This window comes from Klebsiella sp. NPDC088457 (genome assembly GCF_044900465.1).
In the GTDB taxonomy this organism is placed as follows: Bacteria; Pseudomonadota; Gammaproteobacteria; order Enterobacterales; family Enterobacteriaceae; genus Klebsiella.
In genome coordinates this window covers 40,889-60,882 of the sequence record NZ_JBJDNH010000020.1, presented here as the reverse complement: position 1 = coordinate 60,882, position 19,994 = coordinate 40,889, and the positions used below count along the sequence as shown (strand labels likewise).

Sequence of the window (19,994 nt, the reverse complement as noted above, 5' to 3'; positions counted from 1 at the left end):
CAATGACGAAAAACCTTGTCAGTATACCACACTTCATCTGGCCTGCGGATGCGCTGCGCCGTGCGGAAAAAGAGGCGGCGGACGCGCTCGGACTGACGCTGTTTGAGCTGATGCGGCGGGCGGGCGATGCCGCTTTTCAACGAGCGAGGGCCGACTATCCCGAGCGTCGGCACTGGCTGATTCTCTGCGGTCATGGCAATAACGGCGGCGACGGTTATGTCGTGGCGCGTCTGGCGCAGGCGGAAGGTATCGCCGTCACGCTGCTGGCGCTGGAGGGCGAGAAACCGCTACCGGAAGAGGCCAGCGCCGCGCGTGAGGAGTGGCTGAACGCGGGCGGCATCATCCACGCGGCGGATATTCCCTGGCCGCCTGATATTGCGTTAATTATTGACGGGCTGCTCGGTACCGGGCTACACAGCGCCCCGCGGGAGCACGTTGCGGCCCTGATCGAGCGGGTGAATGCCCATCCGGCGCCGGTGGTGGCGCTGGATATTCCCTCCGGTCTCAACGCCCAAACCGGCGCCGCGCCGGGAGCGGTGGTGGATGCGGACTGCACGGTGACATTTATTGGCCTCAAGCCGGGGCTGCTGACCGGTAAAGCCCGTGATGTCGTGGGCCATCTGTATTATCACGCACTTGGCCTCGAGCGCTGGCTGGCGGGGCAGGCTATCCCGCTGAGACGTTTCGAGGCTTCGCAGCTGGCGGGCTGGCTCCCGCCGCGGCGTCCGACATCGCATAAAGGCGATCACGGCAAACTGGCGATCGTCGGCGGCGATCGCGGTACCGCAGGCGCCATCCGCATGACCGGCGAGGCGGCGCTGCGGGCCGGCGCAGGCTTAGTGCGAGTACTTACTCACAAGGAAAATATTGCGCCTGTCGTCACGGCCAGGCCCGAACTGATGGTTCATGAGCTGACGGCACAGAGCCTGGCGGACAGTCTGCAATGGGCGGATGTGGTGGCGATTGGTCCGGGTCTTGGGCAAAGCGAATGGGGGGCTCAGGCGCTGCGTCAGGTGGAGAACTTTCGCAAACCGATGGTGTGGGATGCGGATGCGTTGAACCTGCTGGCAATCAATCCCGATAAACGTCACAATCGGGTGCTGACGCCGCACCCCGGTGAAGCCGCCCGTCTGCTGAACTGCAACGTGGCAGAAATTGAAAGCGATCGCTTACTTTCTGCACAGCGTCTGGTAAAACGTTACGGTGGCGTGGTCGTGCTGAAGGGCGCGGGCACGGTGGTGGCCAGCGAAGCAGGTGAGATGGGTATTATCGATGCCGGCAATGCGGGTATGGCCAGCGGCGGAATGGGCGATGTGCTGACCGGCATTATCGCCGCGCTGTTAGGGCAACGCCTGACGCCGTATGATGCTGCCTGCGCCGGCTGCGTGGCGCACGGCGAAGCCGCTGACCGGCTGGCTGCCCGCGATGGCAGTCGCGGGATGCTGGCGACCGATCTCTTTTCCACGCTCAGGCGTGTTGTTAACCCGGATGTGATAGACCTGGACCATGATTAACCGAGTGATTCCTTTACCTGACGAGCAGGCCACTTTAGACCTTGGCGACCGTATTGCGCAGGCCTGTTCCGGCGCCACGGTCATCTATCTGTACGGCGATTTAGGCGCCGGTAAAACGACCTTCAGCCGTGGCTTTTTGCAGGCGCTGGGCCATCGCGGCAATGTCAAAAGCCCGACCTATACCCTGGTTGAGCCCTACACCCTCGAAAACCTGATGGTGTATCACTTCGATCTCTATCGCCTGGCGGACCCCGAAGAGCTCGAATTTATGGGGATCCGCGATTATTTTGCTGACGATGCCATCTGCCTGGTGGAATGGCCACAACAAGGAGCGGGTGTGCTGCCTGAGCCGGATGTCGAAATCCATCTTGCGTATCAGGCACAAGGGCGTGAGGCGCGCGTAACGGCGGTCTCCTCATTGGGTGAGTCTTTATTGACGCGTTTAGCCTGAAGGATAACGGGATGATATATCGCATAACCAGTTGGCTGGCCGCCGCGCTGATGCTGTTGAGCATTCAGGCCACCGCGGCCAGTTTATCCGATATCCAGGTCTCAAACGGAGATCAGCAAGCCCGTATTACCATTAGTTTTATCGGCGATCCCGAATACTCGTTTAGCCCACAGGGCAAGCGCACCGTGGCGCTGGATATTAAGCAGACCGGCGTGCTGCAGGGGCTGCCGCTGTTGTTTAGCGGCAGCAATCTGGTGAAAAGCATTCGCGCGGGGACGCCGCAGGATACGCAGTCTCTGCGCCTGCTGGTCGATCTGACCGAGGATGGTAAAACCCGGGCGGTGAAGCAGCAAAACGGCGCGAACTATACCGTGGTGTTCACCATTAATGCCGATGCCCCGCCGCCGCCTCCTCCGCCACCGGTTGTCGCAAAACGGGTGGAGCAACCGCGTTTGCCTTCCCGTCCGGCAGAACCGGCCCGTAATCCGTTTAAATCATCGGGGAGCGAGCGGCAAACGGCGATGAGCAGCAGCCAAAGCCAGAGCGTGACGCGCCCGGTGAGCCGCGCGGTGGCGACGGACGATAAGGTGATTATCGCCATCGACGCCGGTCACGGCGGTCAGGATCCCGGCGCGATCGGTCAGAACGGCACTAAAGAGAAGAACGTAACCATCGCCATCGCCCGCAAGCTGCGCGCTTTGCTCAGCGCTGATCCGATGTTCAGGCCGGTGATGACCCGCGATGGCGACTATTTCATTTCGGTGATGGGGCGTTCGGACGTCGCGCGTAAACAGAACGCCAACTTCCTGGTATCGATTCACGCCGATGCGGCGCCGAACCGCGAGGCGACCGGGGCGTCGGTGTGGGTGCTGTCCAACCGCCGTGCAAACAGCGAGATGGCGGGCTGGCTTGAGCAGCATGAGAAACAATCTGAGCTGCTCGGCGGCGCGGGCGACGTGCTGGCGAACAGCCAGTCAGACCCTTACCTGAGCCAGGCGGTGCTGGATTTACAGTTCGGCCATTCACAGCGCGTTGGCTATGATGTGGCGACAAACGTATTGAGCCAGCTGCAGCGGGTGGGCGATCTGCACAAACGCCGCCCGGAGCACGCCAGCCTTGGCGTATTGCGCTCACCGGATATTCCATCGATTCTGGTGGAAACCGGGTTTATCAGCAATACCGGGGAAGAGCGCCTGTTGGGTAGCGACAATTACCAGCAGCAGGTGGCCGAAGCCATTTATAACGGCCTGCGTAACTATTTTATGCAGCATCCGCTGCAGTCGGCACCGCGCGGTGAGCCCGCGCAAACCGCCAGCGCGACTTCGCCTGGCAAGATGTTGATAAATTAAGGAGTCAGTCATGCCGATTCAGGTTCTACCGCCGCAGCTCGCCAACCAGATTGCCGCAGGTGAGGTGGTGGAACGTCCGGCGTCGGTGGTCAAGGAGCTGGTCGAAAACAGTCTCGACGCGGGAGCCACGCGAATTGATATTGATATCGAACGCGGCGGGGCGAAGCTTATTCGTATTCGTGACAACGGCTGCGGAATCAAAAAAGACGAGCTGGCGCTGGCGTTGGCTCGTCACGCCACCAGTAAGATTGCCTCACTTGACGATCTGGAAGCGATCATCAGCCTCGGCTTTCGCGGCGAAGCGCTGGCCAGTATTAGCTCGGTTGCCAGGCTGACCCTGACCTCCCGTACGGCAGAGCAACAGGAAGCCTGGCAGGCGTATGCCGAAGGGCGCGATCAGGAGGTGACCGTCAAGCCAGCGGCGCACCCGGTTGGCACCACGCTGGAAGTGCTGGATCTGTTCTACAACACTCCGGCGCGGCGCAAGTTTATGCGCACCGAAAAGACCGAGTTTGGCCATATCGACGAGATCGTCAGGCGTATCGCGCTGGCGCGTTTCGATGTCACCATTAACCTCAGCCACAACGGTAAAGCGGTGCGTCAGTACCGGGCCGTGCCCCAGGGCGGGCAGCGCGAGCGGCGGTTAGGGGCGATCTGCGGCACGTCGTTTCTCGACCATGCGCTGGCCATTGAATGGCAGCATGGCGATCTAACCCTCAGCGGCTGGGTGGCCGATCCGCTGCATACCAACCCGACGCTGGCGGAAATTCAGTATTGCTACGTCAACGGCCGCATGATGCGTGATCGCTTAATCAACCACGCCATTCGTCAGGCCTGCGAAGATAAGCTGGGGGCCGATCAGCAGCCCGCATTTGTGCTTTATCTGCAGATCGATCCGCACCAGGTGGATGTCAACGTCCATCCGGCTAAGCACGAAGTCCGTTTCCATCAGTCGCGTCTGGTGCATGACTTTATCTATCAGGGCGTCCTGAGCGTGCTTCAGCAGCAGCTTAACGCGCCGCTGGCGGCCGATGAGGACCAACCGGCGCGCCCGCAGGTGCCGGAAAACCGTATTGCGGCGGGCGGCAACCAGTTTGCCCAGCCCGCCGCCGTGCGTGAACCCGCCGCGCCGGGCTATCACGGCGACACGCCGCGGCCATCGGCCGGCTCCGCTTCTGCGGGCTCCGCCAGCTGGCCGCACGCGCAGCCGGGTTATCAAAAACAGCAGGGGGCGTTGTATCGCCAGCTGCTGGAAACGCCGGCCGCTGAGCGTAAAAGCCCGCCGTCGACGCCGGCCGCAGAAGGGTTATCCGGCCATAGCCAAAGCTTTGGTCGCGTGTTGACCCTCGTGGGGGGCGATTGCGCGCTGCTGGAACGTGACGGTAAGCTGGCGCTGCTGGCATTGCCGGTGGCCGAGCGCTGGTTGCGCCAGGCGCAGCTGACGCCGGAGGTCGAGCCGGTTTGTGCTCAGCCGCTGCTGATCCCGCTGCGGCTCAAAGCGTCTGCCGCGGAGAAAGAGGCGCTGGGTAAAGCGCAGTCGGCGCTGGCCATGCTGGGTATCGATCTGCAATCAGATGCCCAACATTTGACGGTGCGCGCAGTGCCTTTACCCTTAAGACAACAAAATTTACAAATCTTGATTCCTGAACTGATAGGCTACCTGGCGCAGCAAAAGGCATTCGACGTTGGCAACATCGCGCAGTGGATAGCGCGTAATCTGGCGAGCGAACATGCGCAGTGGAATATGGCGCAGGCTATTGCCGTGCTGGCAGACGTTGAACGTTTGTGCCCGCAACTGGTCAAAGCGCCGCCGGGTGGGCTGTTACAACCTGTTGATTTACATTCGGCGATGAATGCCCTGAAAGATGAGTGATGTCACGAAGGCGAGCCTGCCTAAGGCAATATTTTTAATGGGCCCAACGGCCTCCGGCAAAACCGCATTAGCGATCGCTTTGCGTAAAATTTTACCGGTAGAGTTGATTAGTGTGGATTCCGCCCTTATCTATCGAGGAATGGATATCGGCACAGCCAAGCCGGATGCCGCGGAGCTGAGCGCTGCGCCGCATCGGTTGCTGGATATTCGCGACCCGGCAGAGGCCTATTCCGCGGCGGACTTTCGTCGCGATGCGCTGGCAGAGATGGCGGATATTGTCGCTGCCGGGCGAATTCCGCTGCTGGTTGGCGGAACAATGTTGTATTTCAAAGCGTTGCTGGAAGGGTTGTCGCCGTTACCTTCGGCGGATCCTCAGGTCAGGGCCAAAATTGAGCAACAGGCGGCTGAGCAGGGGTGGCACGCACTGCATCGGCAGCTACAGGAGATCGATCCCGTAGCCGCCGCGCGTATTCATCCAAATGATCCGCAAAGACTTTCCCGAGCACTGGAAGTTTTTTTCATTTCGGGTAAAACTTTAACGGAACTGACGCAAACGTCAGGAGACGCTCTGCCGTACCAGGTGCATCAGTTCGCCATCGCCCCGGCGAGCCGTGAACTGCTCCATCAACGCATAGAACAGCGTTTTCATCAGATGTTGGCTTCGGGTTTTGAAGCAGAAGTACGGGCGCTATTTGCCCGCGGAGATTTGCATACGGATATGCCTTCCATTCGTTGTGTCGGATACCGCCAGATGTGGTCATATCTTGATGGCGAGATCCCGTATGATGAAATGGTTTATCGAGGTGTTTGCGCGACGAGACAGTTAGCGAAACGTCAGGTCACCTGGTTGCGCGGTTGGGAAGGTATTCACTGGCTGGATAGTGAACAACCTGAACAGGCGCTCAACAAAGTATTACAGGTAGTTGGTGCGAGCCAGGACTGAACGTGTACAATTAAACCGTATCGTGCGTAATTTTTTTTAAGAATCGCAAGGTTCTGAGTACAAAACAAGCATACATATAAGGAAAAGAGAGAATGGCTAAGGGGCAATCTTTACAAGATCCGTTCCTGAACGCTTTGCGTCGGGAACGCGTTCCGGTTTCTATTTATTTGGTGAATGGTATTAAGCTGCAAGGGCAAATTGAGTCTTTCGATCAGTTCGTGATCCTGTTGAAAAACACGGTCAGCCAGATGGTCTACAAGCACGCAATTTCTACTGTTGTCCCGTCTCGCCCGGTGTCTCACCACAGCAATAATGCTGGCGGCGGTACAAGCAACTATCACCACGGTGGTAGCGCGCAGGGTTCTTCTGCGCCGCAGCAAGACAGCGAAGACACCGAATAAGGTTGATGCTGTTTTTCCATGCCGGGGAACCCGTTTTTACTCTCTGAGTTTCAGGTTGCAGGATGGCGGCGCGGAGTGACACCCCAGTCATTTGCGTAAGTAAGTGACTGGGGCTAAAGACAAATTTGCCAGGTGCAGATTTGAACGACGCGTGCGGCGGCTCGCTAAGGGCCGGCTAAGAAAGCCAACGCCCATGCGACCTGAAAGACGACGGGTAACTGTGTTCCCCGCTGGTATTTTAGAAGGGGTTTACGCTTGTTTGACCGTTATGATGCCGGTGAGCAGGCGGTGCTGGTACACATCTATTTTTCGCAAGACAAAGATATGGAAGACCTTCAGGAGTTTGAATCCCTGGTCTCCTCTGCCGGTGTCGAAGCAATGCAGGTGATTACCGGTAGCCGTAAAGCACCGCACCCAAAATATTTTGTTGGTGAAGGTAAGGCTGTCGAAATTGCGGAAGCCGTAAAAGCGACCGGCGCGTCAGTCGTGCTGTTCGATCATGCTCTGAGCCCGGCTCAGGAACGTAATCTGGAACGCTTATGCGAATGCCGGGTTATCGATCGCACCGGTCTTATTTTAGATATTTTCGCCCAGCGCGCGCGTACCCATGAAGGGAAACTGCAGGTTGAGCTGGCACAGCTGCGTCACATGGCCACGCGCCTGGTACGCGGCTGGACCCACCTTGAAAGACAGAAAGGCGGGATTGGTTTGCGCGGCCCGGGTGAAACCCAGCTCGAAACTGACCGTCGACTACTGCGCAATCGGATTATGCAGATCCTGTCGCGGCTGGAGAAAGTGTCAAAGCAGCGTGAACAGGGACGGCGGTCACGAGCCAAAGCCGATATTCCTACCGTCTCGCTGGTGGGTTACACCAACGCCGGAAAATCTACGCTGTTCAACCAGATAACTGAAGCTGAGGTCTACGCGGCGAATCAGCTGTTCGCGACGCTGGACCCGACGCTGCGCCGCATTGATGTGACGGATGTTGGCGAGACAGTGCTGGCGGATACCGTCGGCTTTATTCGCCATCTGCCGCACGATCTGGTGGCAGCGTTTAAAGCCACCTTGCAGGAGACGCGTGAGGCGACGCTGCTGCTGCACGTGATTGATGCCGCCGATGTCCGTGTGCAGGAAAACATTGACGCGGTAAATACGGTTCTTGCTGAAATCGAGGCCGATGAGATCCCGATGCTGCTGGTGATGAACAAAATCGACATGCTGGATGATTTTGAACCGCGTATCGACCGAGATGAAGAGAATAAACCGATTCGGGTCTGGCTCTCCGCCCAGACCGGAGTTGGCGTACCGCTGCTTTTTCAGGCTTTGACGGAGCGGCTTTCCGGTGAAGTAGCGCAGCACACGCTGCGTCTACCGCCACGGGAAGGGCGGCTGAGAAGTCGTTTTTATCAGCTTCAGGCGATAGAAAAAGAGTGGCTGGAGGATGACGGCAGCGTGGGTCTGCAGGTGCGCATGCCGATCGTTGACTGGCGTCGCCTCTGTAAACAAGAGCCAGCGCTGGTTGATTACGTGATTTGACCTTGCAGCTTGCCTGAAGATATTAACCCCTGTGGGGATATCAAAAACAAATATGGAGCATATACATGGCGTGGAATCAGCCCGGTAATAACGGACAGGACCGCGACCCGTGGGGAAGCAGCAATAACCAAGGCGGCAACTCTGGGGGAAATGGCAATAAAGGTGGTCGCGAGCAGGGGCCACCCGATCTGGATGATATCTTCCGCAAGTTAAGTAAAAAACTTGGCGGGCTCGGTGGCGGCAAAGGGGGCCAGGGGAGCGGTAGCGGCTCTCTGGGACCGCGTGGCCCGATGGGCGGACGCATTGTCGGCATCGTCGCTGTCGCCGCGGTAATTATCTGGGCGGCCAGCGGGTTCTATACCATCAAGGAAGCGGAACGCGGTGTGGTCACGCGCTTTGGTAAATTCAGCCATCTGGTTGAGCCTGGTCTTAACTGGAAGCCAACCTTTATCGATAACGTGCAGGCGGTAAACGTTGAATCGGTACGTGAACTGGCGGCTTCTGGCGTCATGCTGACGTCTGATGAAAACGTCGTGCGCGTGGAGATGAACGTGCAGTATCGCGTGACCGATCCGGAGCGCTACCTGTTTAGTGTAGCCAGCGCAGACGACAGCCTGCGTCAGGCGACCGACAGCGCCCTGCGCGGCGTGATCGGCAAGTACACGATGGACCGCATCCTGACCGAAGGTCGTACCGTTATTCGTAGCGATACCCAGCGTGAGCTGGAAGAGACCATCCGTCCGTACAACATGGGTATTACCCTGCTGGACGTCAACTTCCAGACCGCGCGTCCGCCGGAGGAAGTGAAGGCGGCGTTTGATGATGCGATTGCGGCTCGTGAGAACGAACAGCAGTACATCCGTGAAGCCGAAGCGTATACCAACGAAGTTCAGCCGCGCGCCAATGGTCAGGCGCAGCGTATCCTCGAAGAGGCGCGTGCGTATAAGACTCAGACCGTCCTCGAAGCTCAGGGTGAAGTCGCGCGCTTTGCGAAGATCCTGCCGGAGTATAAAGCGGCGCCGGAAATTACCCGTGAACGTCTGTATATCGAAAGCATGGAAAAAGTGCTGAGCCATACCCGCAAAGTGCTGGTTAACGATAAGGGCGGCAACCTGATGGTTCTGCCTCTGGACCAGATGCTGAAAGGCGCTGGCGCCCCGGCGGCAAAGAGCGGTAGCAGTGGCGCGAACGATTTGCTGCGCCTGCCGCCTGCATCCAGCTCAAGCAGTGCCAGCACCACGCCGACCGCTACGGACGGCAACATTATGGACCAACGCCGCGCCAACGCGCAGCGTAACGACTACCAGCGTCAGGGGGAATAACGATGCGTAAATCTGTTATTGCGATAATTGTCATCGTGCTGGTAGTGCTTTACATGTCTATCTTTGTCGTCAAAGAGGGCGAGCGCGGCATTACGCTGCGTTTTGGTAAAGTTCTGCGCGATAGTGAAAACAAACCGCTGGTGTATGCGCCGGGTCTGCACTTCAAGATCCCGTTCATTGAGTCAGTGAAAATGCTGGATGCGCGTATCCAGACCATGGACAACCAGGCCGATCGCTTTGTCACCAAAGAGAAGAAAGACCTGATCGTTGACTCCTACATCAAATGGCGTATCAGCGACTTCAGCCGCTACTACCTGGCTACCGGCGGCGGCGACGTCTCCCAGGCCGAGGTGCTGCTGAAGCGTAAATTCTCTGACCGTCTGCGTTCTGAAATTGGTCGCCTGGACGTGAAAGATATCGTCACCGATTCCCGCGGGCGCCTGACGCTGGAAGTTCGCGATGCGTTGAACTCCGGCTCTGCGGGCACGGAAGATGAAGTCAGCACCCCGGCTGCCGACGATGCTATCGCCAAAGCGGCGGAGCGCGTCTCCGCTGAAACGAACGGTAAGGTGCCGGTCGTTAACCCGAACAGTATGGCGGCGCTGGGTATTGAAGTTGTCGACGTGCGGATTAAGCAGATCAACCTGCCGGCCGAAGTGTCGGAAGCGATTTACAACCGTATGCGCGCCGAGCGTGAAGCGGTTGCTCGTCGCCACCGTTCACAGGGTCAGGAAGAGGCTGAGAAGCTGCGGGCAACGGCGGACTATGAAGTCACCAAAACGCTGGCTGAAGCGGAACGTCAGGGCCGTATCATGCGTGGTGAAGGCGATGCCGAATCGGCGAAGCTGTTTGCCGATGCGTTTAGCCAGGATCCGGGCTTCTACGCCTTTATCCGCAGCCTGCGCGCCTACGAGAATAGCTTCCAGAGCAATCAGGATGTGATGGTGCTCAGCCCGGATAGCGATTTCTTCCGCTATATGAAGTCACCGGACACCGTTCGCAAGTAAGTCCTGTCGTGAGTCATCAGGCGCCTTGAGAAAGGCGCCTTTTTTTATCGCTCACCGCTTATAAATAACCCGAAACACAACGGGTTATGAACTATTTCTCACAAAAGAAGTTCATAATAGCGCTGAAATGCCTGACAATGCGCGCAACGGTTAAATATCCGCATGTCTGCCACTGACGCCTTGCGGGGGCGGTGAGGACGTTTCTCTCTAAGGGTCAATAATGAACGCAACAATCTGGCTGGCGCTGGCGCTGGTTTTAGTACTCGAAGGGCTTGGGCCGCTGCTTTATCCTCGCGCCTGGCGTCGCATGGTGGCGACCATGAGTCAGCTGCCGGATAATTTATTGCGCCGCTTCGGCGGGGGTCTTGTGGTTGCCGGGTTTGTCATCTACTACATGTTGACGAAATCACTGAGCTGATCAAAAAGTGGTCAGACTTGCCTGGAATTGAGTGCAAAAAGTGCTGTAACTCTGAAAAAGCGATGGTAGAATCCATTTTTAAGCAAACGGTGATTTTGAAAAATGGGTAACAACGTCGTCGTACTGGGCACCCAATGGGGTGACGAAGGTAAAGGGAAGATCGTCGATCTCCTGACAGAACGGGCTAAATATGTTGTGCGCTACCAGGGTGGTCACAACGCAGGCCATACTCTCGTAATCAACGGTGAAAAAACCGTCCTCCATCTTATTCCATCAGGTATTCTGCGTGAGAACGTCATCAGCATCATCGGTAACGGTGTTGTGCTGTCTCCTGCCGCGCTGATGAAAGAGATGAAAGGTCTGGAAGACCGTGGTATCCCTGTTCGTGAGCGTCTGCTGCTGTCCGAAGCCTGCCCGCTTATCCTCGATTATCACGTCGCCCTGGATGTGGCGCGTGAAAAAGCACGCGGTGCGAAAGCTATCGGTACTACCGGTCGCGGCATCGGCCCGGCTTACGAAGATAAAGTGGCACGTCGCGGTCTGCGCGTTGGTGACCTGTTTGATAAAGCAACCTTCGCTGACAAACTGAAAGAAGTGATGGAATATCACAACTTCCAGCTGGTGAACTTCTACAAAGCAGAAGCGGTTGACTATCAGAAAGTGCTGGATGATGTGATGGCGATTGCCGACATCCTGACGGCGATGGTGGTTGATGTGTCCGATCTGCTGGACCAGGCGCGTCAGCGCGGCGACTTCGTGATGTTCGAAGGCGCGCAGGGTACCCTGCTGGATATCGACCACGGCACCTATCCGTACGTGACCTCGTCCAACACCACCGCCGGTGGCGTGGCGACCGGTTCCGGCCTGGGTCCGCGTTATGTTGACTATGTTCTGGGGATCATCAAAGCCTACTCGACTCGCGTCGGCGCAGGCCCGTTCCCGACCGAACTGTTTGATGAAACCGGCGAATTCCTGTGCAAGCAGGGTAACGAGTTCGGCGCCACGACCGGCCGCCGTCGTCGTACCGGCTGGCTGGACATCGTCGCGATTCGTCGCGCGGTGCAGATCAACTCCCTGTCTGGCTTCTGCCTGACCAAGCTGGACGTTCTGGACGGCCTGAAAGAGGTGAAACTCTGCGTCGCTTACCGTCTGCCGGACGGCCGTGAAGTGACAACCACCCCGCTGGCTGCCGACAACTGGCAAGGCATTGAGCCGATTTATGAAACCATGCCGGGCTGGTCTGAGACCACCTTCGGTGTGAAAGAGCGTAGCGGTCTGCCGCAGGCGGCTCTGAACTACATCGCTCGCATTGAAGAGCTGACCGGCGTACCGGTTGATATCATCTCTACCGGTCCTGACCGTTCCGAGACCATGATTCTGCGCGACCCGTTTGACGCATAATCATCTCCAGGGGCGCCGATAGGGCGCCCCTTGTTTTTGCTGTTCACCCGCCCCATTTCAAATAAATTAGCGGCCTGAGCGCTGGCTGGTTTATCATCAATACAGTATCAATATCGTTATTACCCGAGGATCACGACACAAAAGCATTCAGGATGCGCCCGGTCAGTCAACGCAGAAGCAGCCTGAAGCATGAGGTGTACGCCGCTTTCCCCTTACCCTGAGGTTGATGTGCAGTTAACGAGTTTCACGGATTACGGATTACGCGCGCTGATTTATATGGCGTCGCTGCCGGATGGCAGAATGACCAGTATCTCCGAAGTGACGGAGGTCTACGGCGTTTCCCGTAATCATATGGTAAAAATAATCAATCAGTTAAGTCGTGCTGGTTACGTGATGGCCGTGCGGGGAAAGAACGGGGGCATTCGGCTAGGTAAGCCGGCGAAAAGCATTCGCGTGGGTGATGTCGTGCGCGATCTGGAGCCGCTATCGCTGGTCAATTGCAGTAGCGAATTTTGCCACATTACTCCCGCCTGTCGCCTGAAAAAGGCGCTGGCTGAAGCTGCGCAAAGTTTTCTCAAGGAACTAGATAACTACACGCTGGCTGATTTGGTTGAAGAGAATCAACCGCTTTATAAATTATTGCTGGTGGAGTGACATAAACTCCACCAGAGATGACAACGGAGGAACCGACATGTCACAAGATCCTTTCCTGGACCGCGAAGCAGAAAAGTACGCGAACCCCATCCCGAGCCGGGAATTTATCCTCGATCATTTAGCAAAACGTGAAAAACCGGCCAGTCGCGATGAGCTGGCGATAGAACTGAATATCGAAGGCGAAGAACAACTTGAAGGTCTGCGCCGTCGCCTGCGCGCCATGGAGCGCGATGGGCAGCTGGTCTTTACCCGCCGCCAGTGCTACGCGCTGCCGGAACGTCTCGACCTGCTCAAAGGTATCGTCATCGGCCACCGCGACGGCTATGGCTTCCTGCGCGTAGAAGGGCGTAAAGACGACCTGTATCTGTCGTCTGAGCAGATGAAAACCTGTATTCACGGCGACCAGGTGCTGGCGCAACCGCTGGGCGCCGATCGTAAAGGCCGCCGCGAAGCGCGTATCGTCCGCGTGCTGGTGCCGAAAACCAGCCAAATCGTCGGCCGCTATTTCACCGATGCCGGCGTGGGCTTCGTCGTTCCGGACGACAGCCGCCTGAGCTTCGATATTTTAATCCCGCCTGAAGAGGTGATGGGCGCGCGGATGGGCTTTGTGGTGGTGGTCGAACTGACCCAGCGCCCGACCCGTCGCACTAAAGCGATCGGTAAAATCGTCGAAGTGCTGGGCGATAATATGGGGACCGGCATGGCGGTCGATATGGCGCTGCGCACCCATGAAATCCCTTACACCTGGCCGCCGGCGGTCGAAAAGCAGGTTTCTGTACTGAAAGAGCAGGTGCCGGAAGAGGCGAAGGTTGGCCGCGTTGACCTGCGCAACCTGCCGCTGGTGACCATCGATGGCGAAGATGCCCGCGACTTTGATGATGCGGTTTACTGCGAGAAGAAACGCGGTGGCGGCTGGCGCCTGTGGGTTGCCATTGCCGACGTCAGCTACTATGTCCGTCCCGGTACGCCGCTGGACGCTGAAGCGCGCAGCCGCGGAACCTCGGTCTACTTCCCCTCCCAGGTCGTACCGATGCTGCCGGAAGTGCTCTCCAACGGCCTGTGCTCGCTGAACCCGCAGGTCGATCGCCTGTGCATGGTCTGCGAGATGACCATCTCGTCCAGGGGCCGTCTGACCGGTTATAAGTTCTATGAAGCGGTGATGAGTTCACATGCGCGCCTGACCTACACCAAAGTGTGGCACCTGCTGCAGGGTGACCAGGAGCTGCGTGAGCACTATGCGCCGCTGGTGAAGCATATTGAGGAGCTGCATACGCTCTATAAGGTGCTGGACAGCGCCCGCGAAGAGCGCGGTGGGATCTCGTTTGAAAGCGAAGAGGCGAAGTTCATCTTTAACGCCGAACGCCGCATCGAGCGCATTGAGCAGACGCAGCGTAACGACGCGCACAAGCTGATTGAAGAGTGCATGATTCTGGCGAACATCTCCGCCGCACGCTTCGTTGAGAAGGCGCTGGAGCCGGCATTGTTCCGTATTCACGATAAGCCGACCACCGAAGCCATCACCGCCTTCCGTTCGGTACTGGCGGAGCTGGGGCTGGAGCTGCCGGGCGGCAATAAGCCGGAGCCGCGTGATTACGCTGAGCTGCTGATCTCGATTGCCGACCGTCCGGATCATGAAATGCTGCAAACCATGCTGCTGCGTTCGATGAAGCAGGCGATATACGACCCGGAGAACCGCGGCCACTTTGGCCTGGCGCTGCAGTCCTACGCGCACTTCACTTCACCGATTCGTCGTTACCCGGATCTGTCGCTGCACCGTGCTATCAAGTACCTGCTGGCGAAAGAGCAGGGGCACAAAGGCAACAGCACCGAGACCGGCGGCTGGCACTACAGCATGGATGAGATGCTGCAGCTGGGCGCGCACTGTTCGATGACCGAACGGCGTGCCGATGAAGCCACTCGCGAAGTTTCTGACTGGCTGAAGTGTGACTTTATGCTCGATCAGGTGGGTAACGTCTTTAAAGGCGTGATTGCCAGCGTTACCGGTTTTGGTTTCTTCGTCCGCCTCGACGAGCTGTTTATCGACGGGCTGGTGCATGTTTCCTCGCTGGATAACGACTACTATCGTTTCGATCAGGTCGGGCAACGTCTGATCGGCGAATCCGGCGGCCAGACGTATCGTCTGGGCGATCGCGTGGAAGTCCGCGTCGAAGCGGTCAACATGGACGAGCGTAAAATCGACTTCTCGCTGATCTCCAGCGAGCGCGGCCCGCGCAACGTGGGTAAGACCGCACGCGAGAAGAGCAAGAAGACCGGCAATGCAGGTAAACCTTCCGGCCGTCGTCGCCAGGCGGGCAAGAAGGTGAATTTCGAGCCGGACAGCGCTTTCCGCGGTGATAATGGTAAAGCGAAACCGGCGAAGGCGAAGAAAGAGAAGAGCGCCAAAAAACCCTCTGCGCAGACGCAGAAAATCGCCGCCGCCACCAAAGCGAAGCGCGCGGCGAAGAAAAAAGTCGCGGAGTAAGTCAGCGCCTCCGGCCCCTCAATCATTTGGGTTATAGGGGGAAATGCGCATCGCCAGCGTACCGGCAACCCGCAGTATGATGGGTATATAACCCCTTCCAGCCGGAGGGGGTTATTCTTTTTTGCCGTAAGTCATTCCATAACAGAATAGATATTGCTCCTTTCCCCGCCTATTTCCTGCTTAGTCTATTTTCAGCAATCGTTATTTATTCTTTTTGATTAGCCATATTTTTCCGCTGTGTATAGTGGATTTTACTTTTGATCCCCCCTTTATGTGTGCAAGGAGCATATATGCATCTGGCCCGTTTTCCCCGTGTGTCACTTGGTCATTTCCCGACTCCGCTTGAGCCGCTGGATAATTTGTCGAAATTATTAGGCGGGCCAAAAATATGGATAAAACGCGATGATGCGACCGGCCTGGCGAGCGGGGGGAATAAAACCCGCAAGCTGGAGTTTTTACTGGCGGATGCGCTGGCGAAAAACGCGGACGTGGTGATTACCCAGGGGGCCACGCAGTCTAACCATGTCCGTCAGACCATTGCCGGCGCCGCGCGTCTTGGCCTGCAGGCCAAAGCGCTGCTGGAGCAGCGGGTGACGGATTTTGGCGAGGATTATCAACGCTCCGGCAACGTGCTGCTGGATGAGCTGCTGGGCGGGGAGATCGTTGCCCATCTGCCGGGCGGCACCGATATGCAGCAGGCGATGGAGGAGTATGCCGCCACGCTGCGTGAACAAGGGCACAATCCGTACATCATTCCCGGCGGCGGCTCTAACCCCATCGGCGCGCTGGGCTACGTCGCCTGCGCCGAAGAGCTGTTGTATCAGTCATCTCAGTTACGCCTGCGCATAGACCATGTGGTTCACGCCACGGGCAGCACCGGTACCCAGGCGGGGCTGGTGGCGGGCTTTACGGCGACCAACAGCCACGTTCCGGTACTGGGCATCAGCGTGCGCGCGCCGAAGGCGAAGCAGGAAGAGAACGTCTGGAACCTGGCGTCGAGAACCCTCAATCTGCTGGGCGTGGCGGGCGAGTTGCCGCGCAGCGCCGTGGTGGCCAATAGCGATTACGTCGGCGAGGGCTACGGTCTGCCAACCGCGGGAACGCTGGAGGCGCTGACGCTGCTGGCGCGCCACGAGGGTATTCTGCTTGATCCTGTCTACTCCGCGAAAGGAATGGCCGGGCTTATCGATCTGATTCGTCAGGGCCACTTCCGTCAGGATGAGAACGTGGTCTTTATCCATACCGGCGGCTCTGCGGGACTGTTCGGCTACCGCCAGCTGCTGGAGGCGCAGACCCGCCATGAGTAAGCCGTTTCTGCTCGGCGTGCTGGGAGGGATGGGGCCGCTTGCCACCCTGGACTTTCAGCGGCGCCTGCTTGATGCCACGCCGGCGCAGAACGATCAGCAGCAGCTTCCCTCGGTGGTGTGGAATGTCCCGCAGATCGCGGACCGGCAAAAGGCGCTGGCGGGAAGCGGGCCGTCGCCGCTGCCGCAGCTTATCCATGGTATTGCACAGCTCAATCAGGCGGGGGCCAGCCATATCGCCATCCCCTGTAATACGGCGCATCACTGGTATGACGCTCTCAGCCAGGTGAGCGAAGCCCCGATTCTGCACATCGTTGACGCGACGCTAGCCGCGCTGGCGCAGCAGGTGGATCAACCTCAGCGGGTGGGAATTATCGCCACACAAGGCACGCTGGAGGCGGGCTGGTATCAGCGCAAGCTGGCGGCGCAGGGGAGGGCGGTTATTGAGCCGACGGAGGAGGAGCTGGCCCGGTGGTTTGTCCCCGGGTGTTATGCGGTCAAACGCGGCGCGCTGGAAGAAGGGGGCGAGCTGCTGATGCGCCAGGCCAACGCGCTGTTTGCACGCGGCGCGCAAAAGCTGATTCTGGCCTGCACCGAGGTTCCCGTTGCGTTTGCGGCGGTGAAGGCGCCGTTTGCTGACCTGACGTTCGACCCGGCCCAGGCGCTGGCCGAGCGATGTTCGCAATTATGGCAAGCCCGTTAAGAGATCACTGAATACGATTGAGTCCGGTTATTTATCCGGGCGTGAAATTTCCGAACTTTCGAAGGGTAAATATAATGAAAAAAATTCTCTGCTTATTCCTTGCAGCGGGTAGTTTATGGGCCAACGCCAGCTTTGCAGAGACGCCGGCTGAAGTCCGGGTGGCTTATAGCGGCGGTTCCCAGGTATTAATGCTGGCGAAGGCCGACGGCTCTCTGGATAAAGCGTTAAACAGTAAAGTGAAGTGGGTGCAGTTTGCCTCCGGCGCCGATGCGTTAAATTATTTTGCCAGCAATGCGATTGATATTGCTAACTTCGGATCCAGCCCGGCGGCGGCGGGGATCGTCAGAAAACTGCCGGTGGAGATTATTGGCGTCTCCGGCGTTATTGCCAGCTATGAACGGCTGATTGGCAAAGAGGGCATCAGCAGCATTAAAGATATCGAAGGCAAGCGCGTGGCCTATCCACCGAATTCGACGGCGCAATACGCCCTTGAAGCCGCCATCGACGTCAACAAACTGGATCGCAGCAAGATTACCCTGCTGCCGCTGCGCCCGGCAGATATGGTCGCCGCCTGGAAGCGCGGTGATATTGATGCCGGCTACGTGTGGGCACCATTTGCCCAGGAGCTGGAGTCCTCCGGCGGACATCAGGTCTTCGCCACCAAAGATCTGCAAAAAGATGGCTACCTGATTTACAACAACTACGTGGTGCGTAAAGCCTTCGCCGAACAATATCCGCAGGTGGTGACCGCTTTCCTGCGCGTTCACCAGCAAAAGGTTGACGAATTTAAGCAAGACCCGGAGCGCGCGGCGGCTATCGTGGCGAAAGAGGTTGGCGCCCCGGTGACCACCGCGGCGAATACGCTTGGCGGCCTGGAATATCCCACGCTGAGCCAGCAGGGGACGGCAGCATGGCTGGGGAACGGGACGCAAACGTCCGACAGCGGTATCGGCAAAGCGCTGAGCAAAACCTCCGGCTTCCTCGCGGGGATTGGCGAAATCCGTAAACGCGACATTCCGGCGAACTGGGATGCCGCGATTAATTCACGCTATATCCGCGATGCGGCGGTAGCCGCGCAATGAGATTGAGCCAGCATATCGCCATCAGCATCGTCTCGGTGGCGGTTTTCTTTATCGTCTGGCAGGTGGCGGCGACGCGGCAGTGGGTCGACCCGCTGCTGCTGCCTTCGCTAACGGATATCGGCCTCACCACCGAAGAGCTGCTGGCGGATGGCTATCGTCAGGTGCCGCTGTGGGAACATATCGCGGTGAGCCTCGCGCGCGCGCTCAGCGCCTTTGCGGTCGCGATTATCATCGGCATTCCGCTGGGGCTGCTGATGGGGCTGTCGGATGGCCTCGCCGCCGTGTTAAACCCGTTCGTGCAGTTCCTGCGCCCACTGCCCAAAATCGCCCTGATCCCGCTGGCCGTGGTCTGGCTGGGGATCGGCGAAGCGTCCAAATTCTTCCTGATATTTATCGCCACCTTTTTAAGCGTGGTGGTCGGGGCCTCTGCCGCCGTCGAGCGCATCGGCCGATCGCGCATTCGCGTGGCGCAAACCCTCGGGGCTTCGCGTCGGCAGATCTTCCTGCGGGTGGTGTTGCCGGATGCGCTACCCGATCTCTTCACCACCGTCAGGCTGTCGATCGGTATCGGCTGGACCTCGCTGATTGCGGCGGAGATGGTGGCGGCCAGTTCGGGCCTGGGCTGGATGGTGATTAACGCCAGCTCCTATCTGCGTACCGATATCGTCATGCTCGGCATTCTGCTGCTGGGCGGCATTGGCTATCTGCTGGATTTATTGCTGCTGGGGCTGCAACGCCTGTTTGTGCCCTGGGCGGGGAAAGAATAATGAGTGCCATCACGCTGGAAAACGTCTCGCTCTCCTTTGCGGCTAAGCCACGGCCGTTCACGGTGCTTGAGGATATCAGCCTGTCGCTGAATAAAGGGGAATTTGTCGTCTTGTTAGGCCCGTCGGGCTGCGGGAAATCCACCATTCTCAACCTGGTGGCCGGGTTTACCCAACCGGACCGGGGACGCGTGGCGGCGGGGGGCAAACCGGTACGCGCGCCGGGGCCGGATCGCGGCATGATTTTCCAGCAGCCGAATCTGTTCCCGTGGCTGTCGGTGCTGGAGAACGTCACCTTTGGCCCGCGGCTGGGCAAATACCGCAAACAAGAGACCAACGCGCGGGCGCTGGACTGGCTGGGGCGCGTGGGCCTGAAAGGGTTTGAGCATCACGCTCCCTGGCAGCTCTCCGGTGGCATGAAACAGCGGGTGGCGCTGGCGCGCGCCTGGCTGCCCGGCCCGGAGGTGCTGCTGCTGGATGAGCCGTTCGGCGCGCTGGATGCGCAAACCCGGCTGATGATGCAGGAGCTGCTGCGCGAGGCCTGGCTTTCGACCGGCACCACGCTGCTGTTTGTGACGCACGATGTCGAAGAGGCGCTGTTCCTCGCCGACCGCATTCTGATCATGTCGGCGAAGCCGGGCAAAATCGTCGAAGAGATCGTCCTGCCCTTTGGCCGCGAGCGGGACATCGAAACCCTGGCGGAACACCCGCGCTATAGCGAGATTAAGCATCACGTTTTGCACCGGGTGCGCCTGGAGGCAAAACGGCATTTAGGTTAAACGCAATTCCC

Annotated in this window: 18 protein-coding genes; all 18 read left to right on the top strand. The window is 58.4% G+C overall.

The annotated features are described in order from the left end of the window. Nucleotides 1-2 precede the first annotated feature (2 nt). The 18 genes from nnr (at nucleotide 3) to ACI2JR_RS14385 (ending at nucleotide 19,983) form a co-directional block, all read left to right on the top strand. The gene (gene nnr, locus ACI2JR_RS14470) at nucleotides 3-1,514 is read left to right on the top strand and encodes a bifunctional ADP-dependent NAD(P)H-hydrate dehydratase/NAD(P)H-hydrate epimerase (protein ID WP_462478832.1); all 1,512 of its coding nucleotides are present in this window, start codon (nucleotides 3-5) and stop codon (nucleotides 1,512-1,514) included. Further along, nucleotides 1,507-1,965 (top strand): tRNA (adenosine(37)-N6)-threonylcarbamoyltransferase complex ATPase subunit type 1 TsaE, encoded by a 459-nt coding sequence (gene tsaE / locus ACI2JR_RS14465; protein WP_132730210.1) that lies wholly within the window; start codon nucleotides 1,507-1,509, stop codon nucleotides 1,963-1,965. Before nnr ends, tsaE begins: the two co-directional genes overlap by 8 nt. A gap of 11 nt (nucleotides 1,966-1,976) precedes the next feature. Continuing rightward, complete coding sequence (amiB, locus tag ACI2JR_RS14460; protein ID WP_462478831.1) at nucleotides 1,977-3,314, top strand: N-acetylmuramoyl-L-alanine amidase AmiB; 1,338 nt, start codon at nucleotides 1,977-1,979, stop codon at nucleotides 3,312-3,314. A 10-nt stretch (nucleotides 3,315-3,324) separates the two neighbouring features. Beyond that, nucleotides 3,325-5,187 (top strand): DNA mismatch repair endonuclease MutL, encoded by a 1,863-nt coding sequence (gene mutL / locus ACI2JR_RS14455; RefSeq protein WP_462478830.1) that lies wholly within the window; start codon nucleotides 3,325-3,327, stop codon nucleotides 5,185-5,187. Then, nucleotides 5,180-6,130 (top strand): tRNA (adenosine(37)-N6)-dimethylallyltransferase MiaA, encoded by a 951-nt coding sequence (gene miaA, locus ACI2JR_RS14450; RefSeq protein WP_132730207.1) that lies wholly within the window; start codon nucleotides 5,180-5,182, stop codon nucleotides 6,128-6,130. The genes mutL and miaA overlap by 8 nt, the downstream gene beginning before the upstream one ends. A gap of 92 nt (nucleotides 6,131-6,222) precedes the next feature. Continuing rightward, nucleotides 6,223-6,531, top strand: coding sequence for an RNA chaperone Hfq (gene hfq / locus ACI2JR_RS14445; RefSeq protein WP_004857035.1), 309 nt, complete (start codon nucleotides 6,223-6,225; stop codon nucleotides 6,529-6,531). A 255-nt stretch (nucleotides 6,532-6,786) separates the two neighbouring features. Then, nucleotides 6,787-8,067 (top strand): ribosome rescue GTPase HflX, encoded by a 1,281-nt coding sequence (gene hflX, locus ACI2JR_RS14440; protein ID WP_132730206.1) that lies wholly within the window; start codon nucleotides 6,787-6,789, stop codon nucleotides 8,065-8,067. 65 nt (nucleotides 8,068-8,132) lie between these two features. Further along, a complete protein-coding gene (gene hflK / locus ACI2JR_RS14435) occupies nucleotides 8,133-9,389 on the top strand; it encodes an FtsH protease activity modulator HflK (RefSeq protein ID WP_132730205.1) in 1,257 nt (418 codons plus the stop codon). A gap of 2 nt (nucleotides 9,390-9,391) precedes the next feature. Beyond that, nucleotides 9,392-10,396, top strand: coding sequence for a protease modulator HflC (gene hflC, locus ACI2JR_RS14430; RefSeq protein WP_132730204.1), 1,005 nt, complete (start codon nucleotides 9,392-9,394; stop codon nucleotides 10,394-10,396). 220 nt (nucleotides 10,397-10,616) lie between these two features. Continuing rightward, entirely contained in the window at nucleotides 10,617-10,814 is a 198-nt protein-coding gene (locus ACI2JR_RS14425) for a DUF2065 domain-containing protein (RefSeq protein WP_132730203.1), read from the top strand. A gap of 102 nt (nucleotides 10,815-10,916) precedes the next feature. Continuing rightward, the gene (locus tag ACI2JR_RS14420) at nucleotides 10,917-12,215 is read left to right on the top strand and encodes an adenylosuccinate synthase (RefSeq protein WP_132730202.1); all 1,299 of its coding nucleotides are present in this window, start codon (nucleotides 10,917-10,919) and stop codon (nucleotides 12,213-12,215) included. A gap of 228 nt (nucleotides 12,216-12,443) precedes the next feature. Beyond that, nucleotides 12,444-12,869 carry a nitric oxide-sensing transcriptional repressor NsrR gene (nsrR, locus tag ACI2JR_RS14415; protein WP_132730347.1) on the top strand — a complete coding sequence of 142 codons (426 nt, stop codon included), beginning with the start codon at nucleotides 12,444-12,446 and terminating at the stop codon, nucleotides 12,867-12,869. Nucleotides 12,870-12,906: 37 nt separating this feature from the next. Then, on the top strand, nucleotides 12,907-15,351 hold the full coding sequence (gene rnr / locus ACI2JR_RS14410; protein WP_132730201.1) for a ribonuclease R: 2,445 nt from the start codon (nucleotides 12,907-12,909) through the stop codon (nucleotides 15,349-15,351). Nucleotides 15,352-15,641: 290 nt separating this feature from the next. Continuing rightward, nucleotides 15,642-16,658 carry a D-cysteate sulfo-lyase gene (locus ACI2JR_RS14405; protein ID WP_132730200.1) on the top strand — a complete coding sequence of 339 codons (1,017 nt, stop codon included), beginning with the start codon at nucleotides 15,642-15,644 and terminating at the stop codon, nucleotides 16,656-16,658. Beyond that, nucleotides 16,651-17,358 (top strand): aspartate/glutamate racemase family protein, encoded by a 708-nt coding sequence (locus ACI2JR_RS14400; RefSeq protein ID WP_462478829.1) that lies wholly within the window; start codon nucleotides 16,651-16,653, stop codon nucleotides 17,356-17,358. Before ACI2JR_RS14405 ends, ACI2JR_RS14400 begins: the two co-directional genes overlap by 8 nt. Before the next feature lie 74 nt (nucleotides 17,359-17,432). After that, nucleotides 17,433-18,440 carry a taurine ABC transporter substrate-binding protein gene (locus ACI2JR_RS14395; RefSeq protein ID WP_132730198.1) on the top strand — a complete coding sequence of 336 codons (1,008 nt, stop codon included), beginning with the start codon at nucleotides 17,433-17,435 and terminating at the stop codon, nucleotides 18,438-18,440. Continuing rightward, nucleotides 18,437-19,207, top strand: coding sequence for an ABC transporter permease (locus tag ACI2JR_RS14390; RefSeq protein ID WP_132730197.1), 771 nt, complete (start codon nucleotides 18,437-18,439; stop codon nucleotides 19,205-19,207). The genes ACI2JR_RS14395 and ACI2JR_RS14390 overlap by 4 nt, the downstream gene beginning before the upstream one ends. After that, complete coding sequence (locus ACI2JR_RS14385) at nucleotides 19,207-19,983, top strand: ABC transporter ATP-binding protein (RefSeq protein WP_132730196.1); 777 nt, start codon at nucleotides 19,207-19,209, stop codon at nucleotides 19,981-19,983. The genes ACI2JR_RS14390 and ACI2JR_RS14385 overlap by 1 nt, the downstream gene beginning before the upstream one ends. The last annotated feature ends 11 nt before the right edge of the window (nucleotides 19,984-19,994 follow it).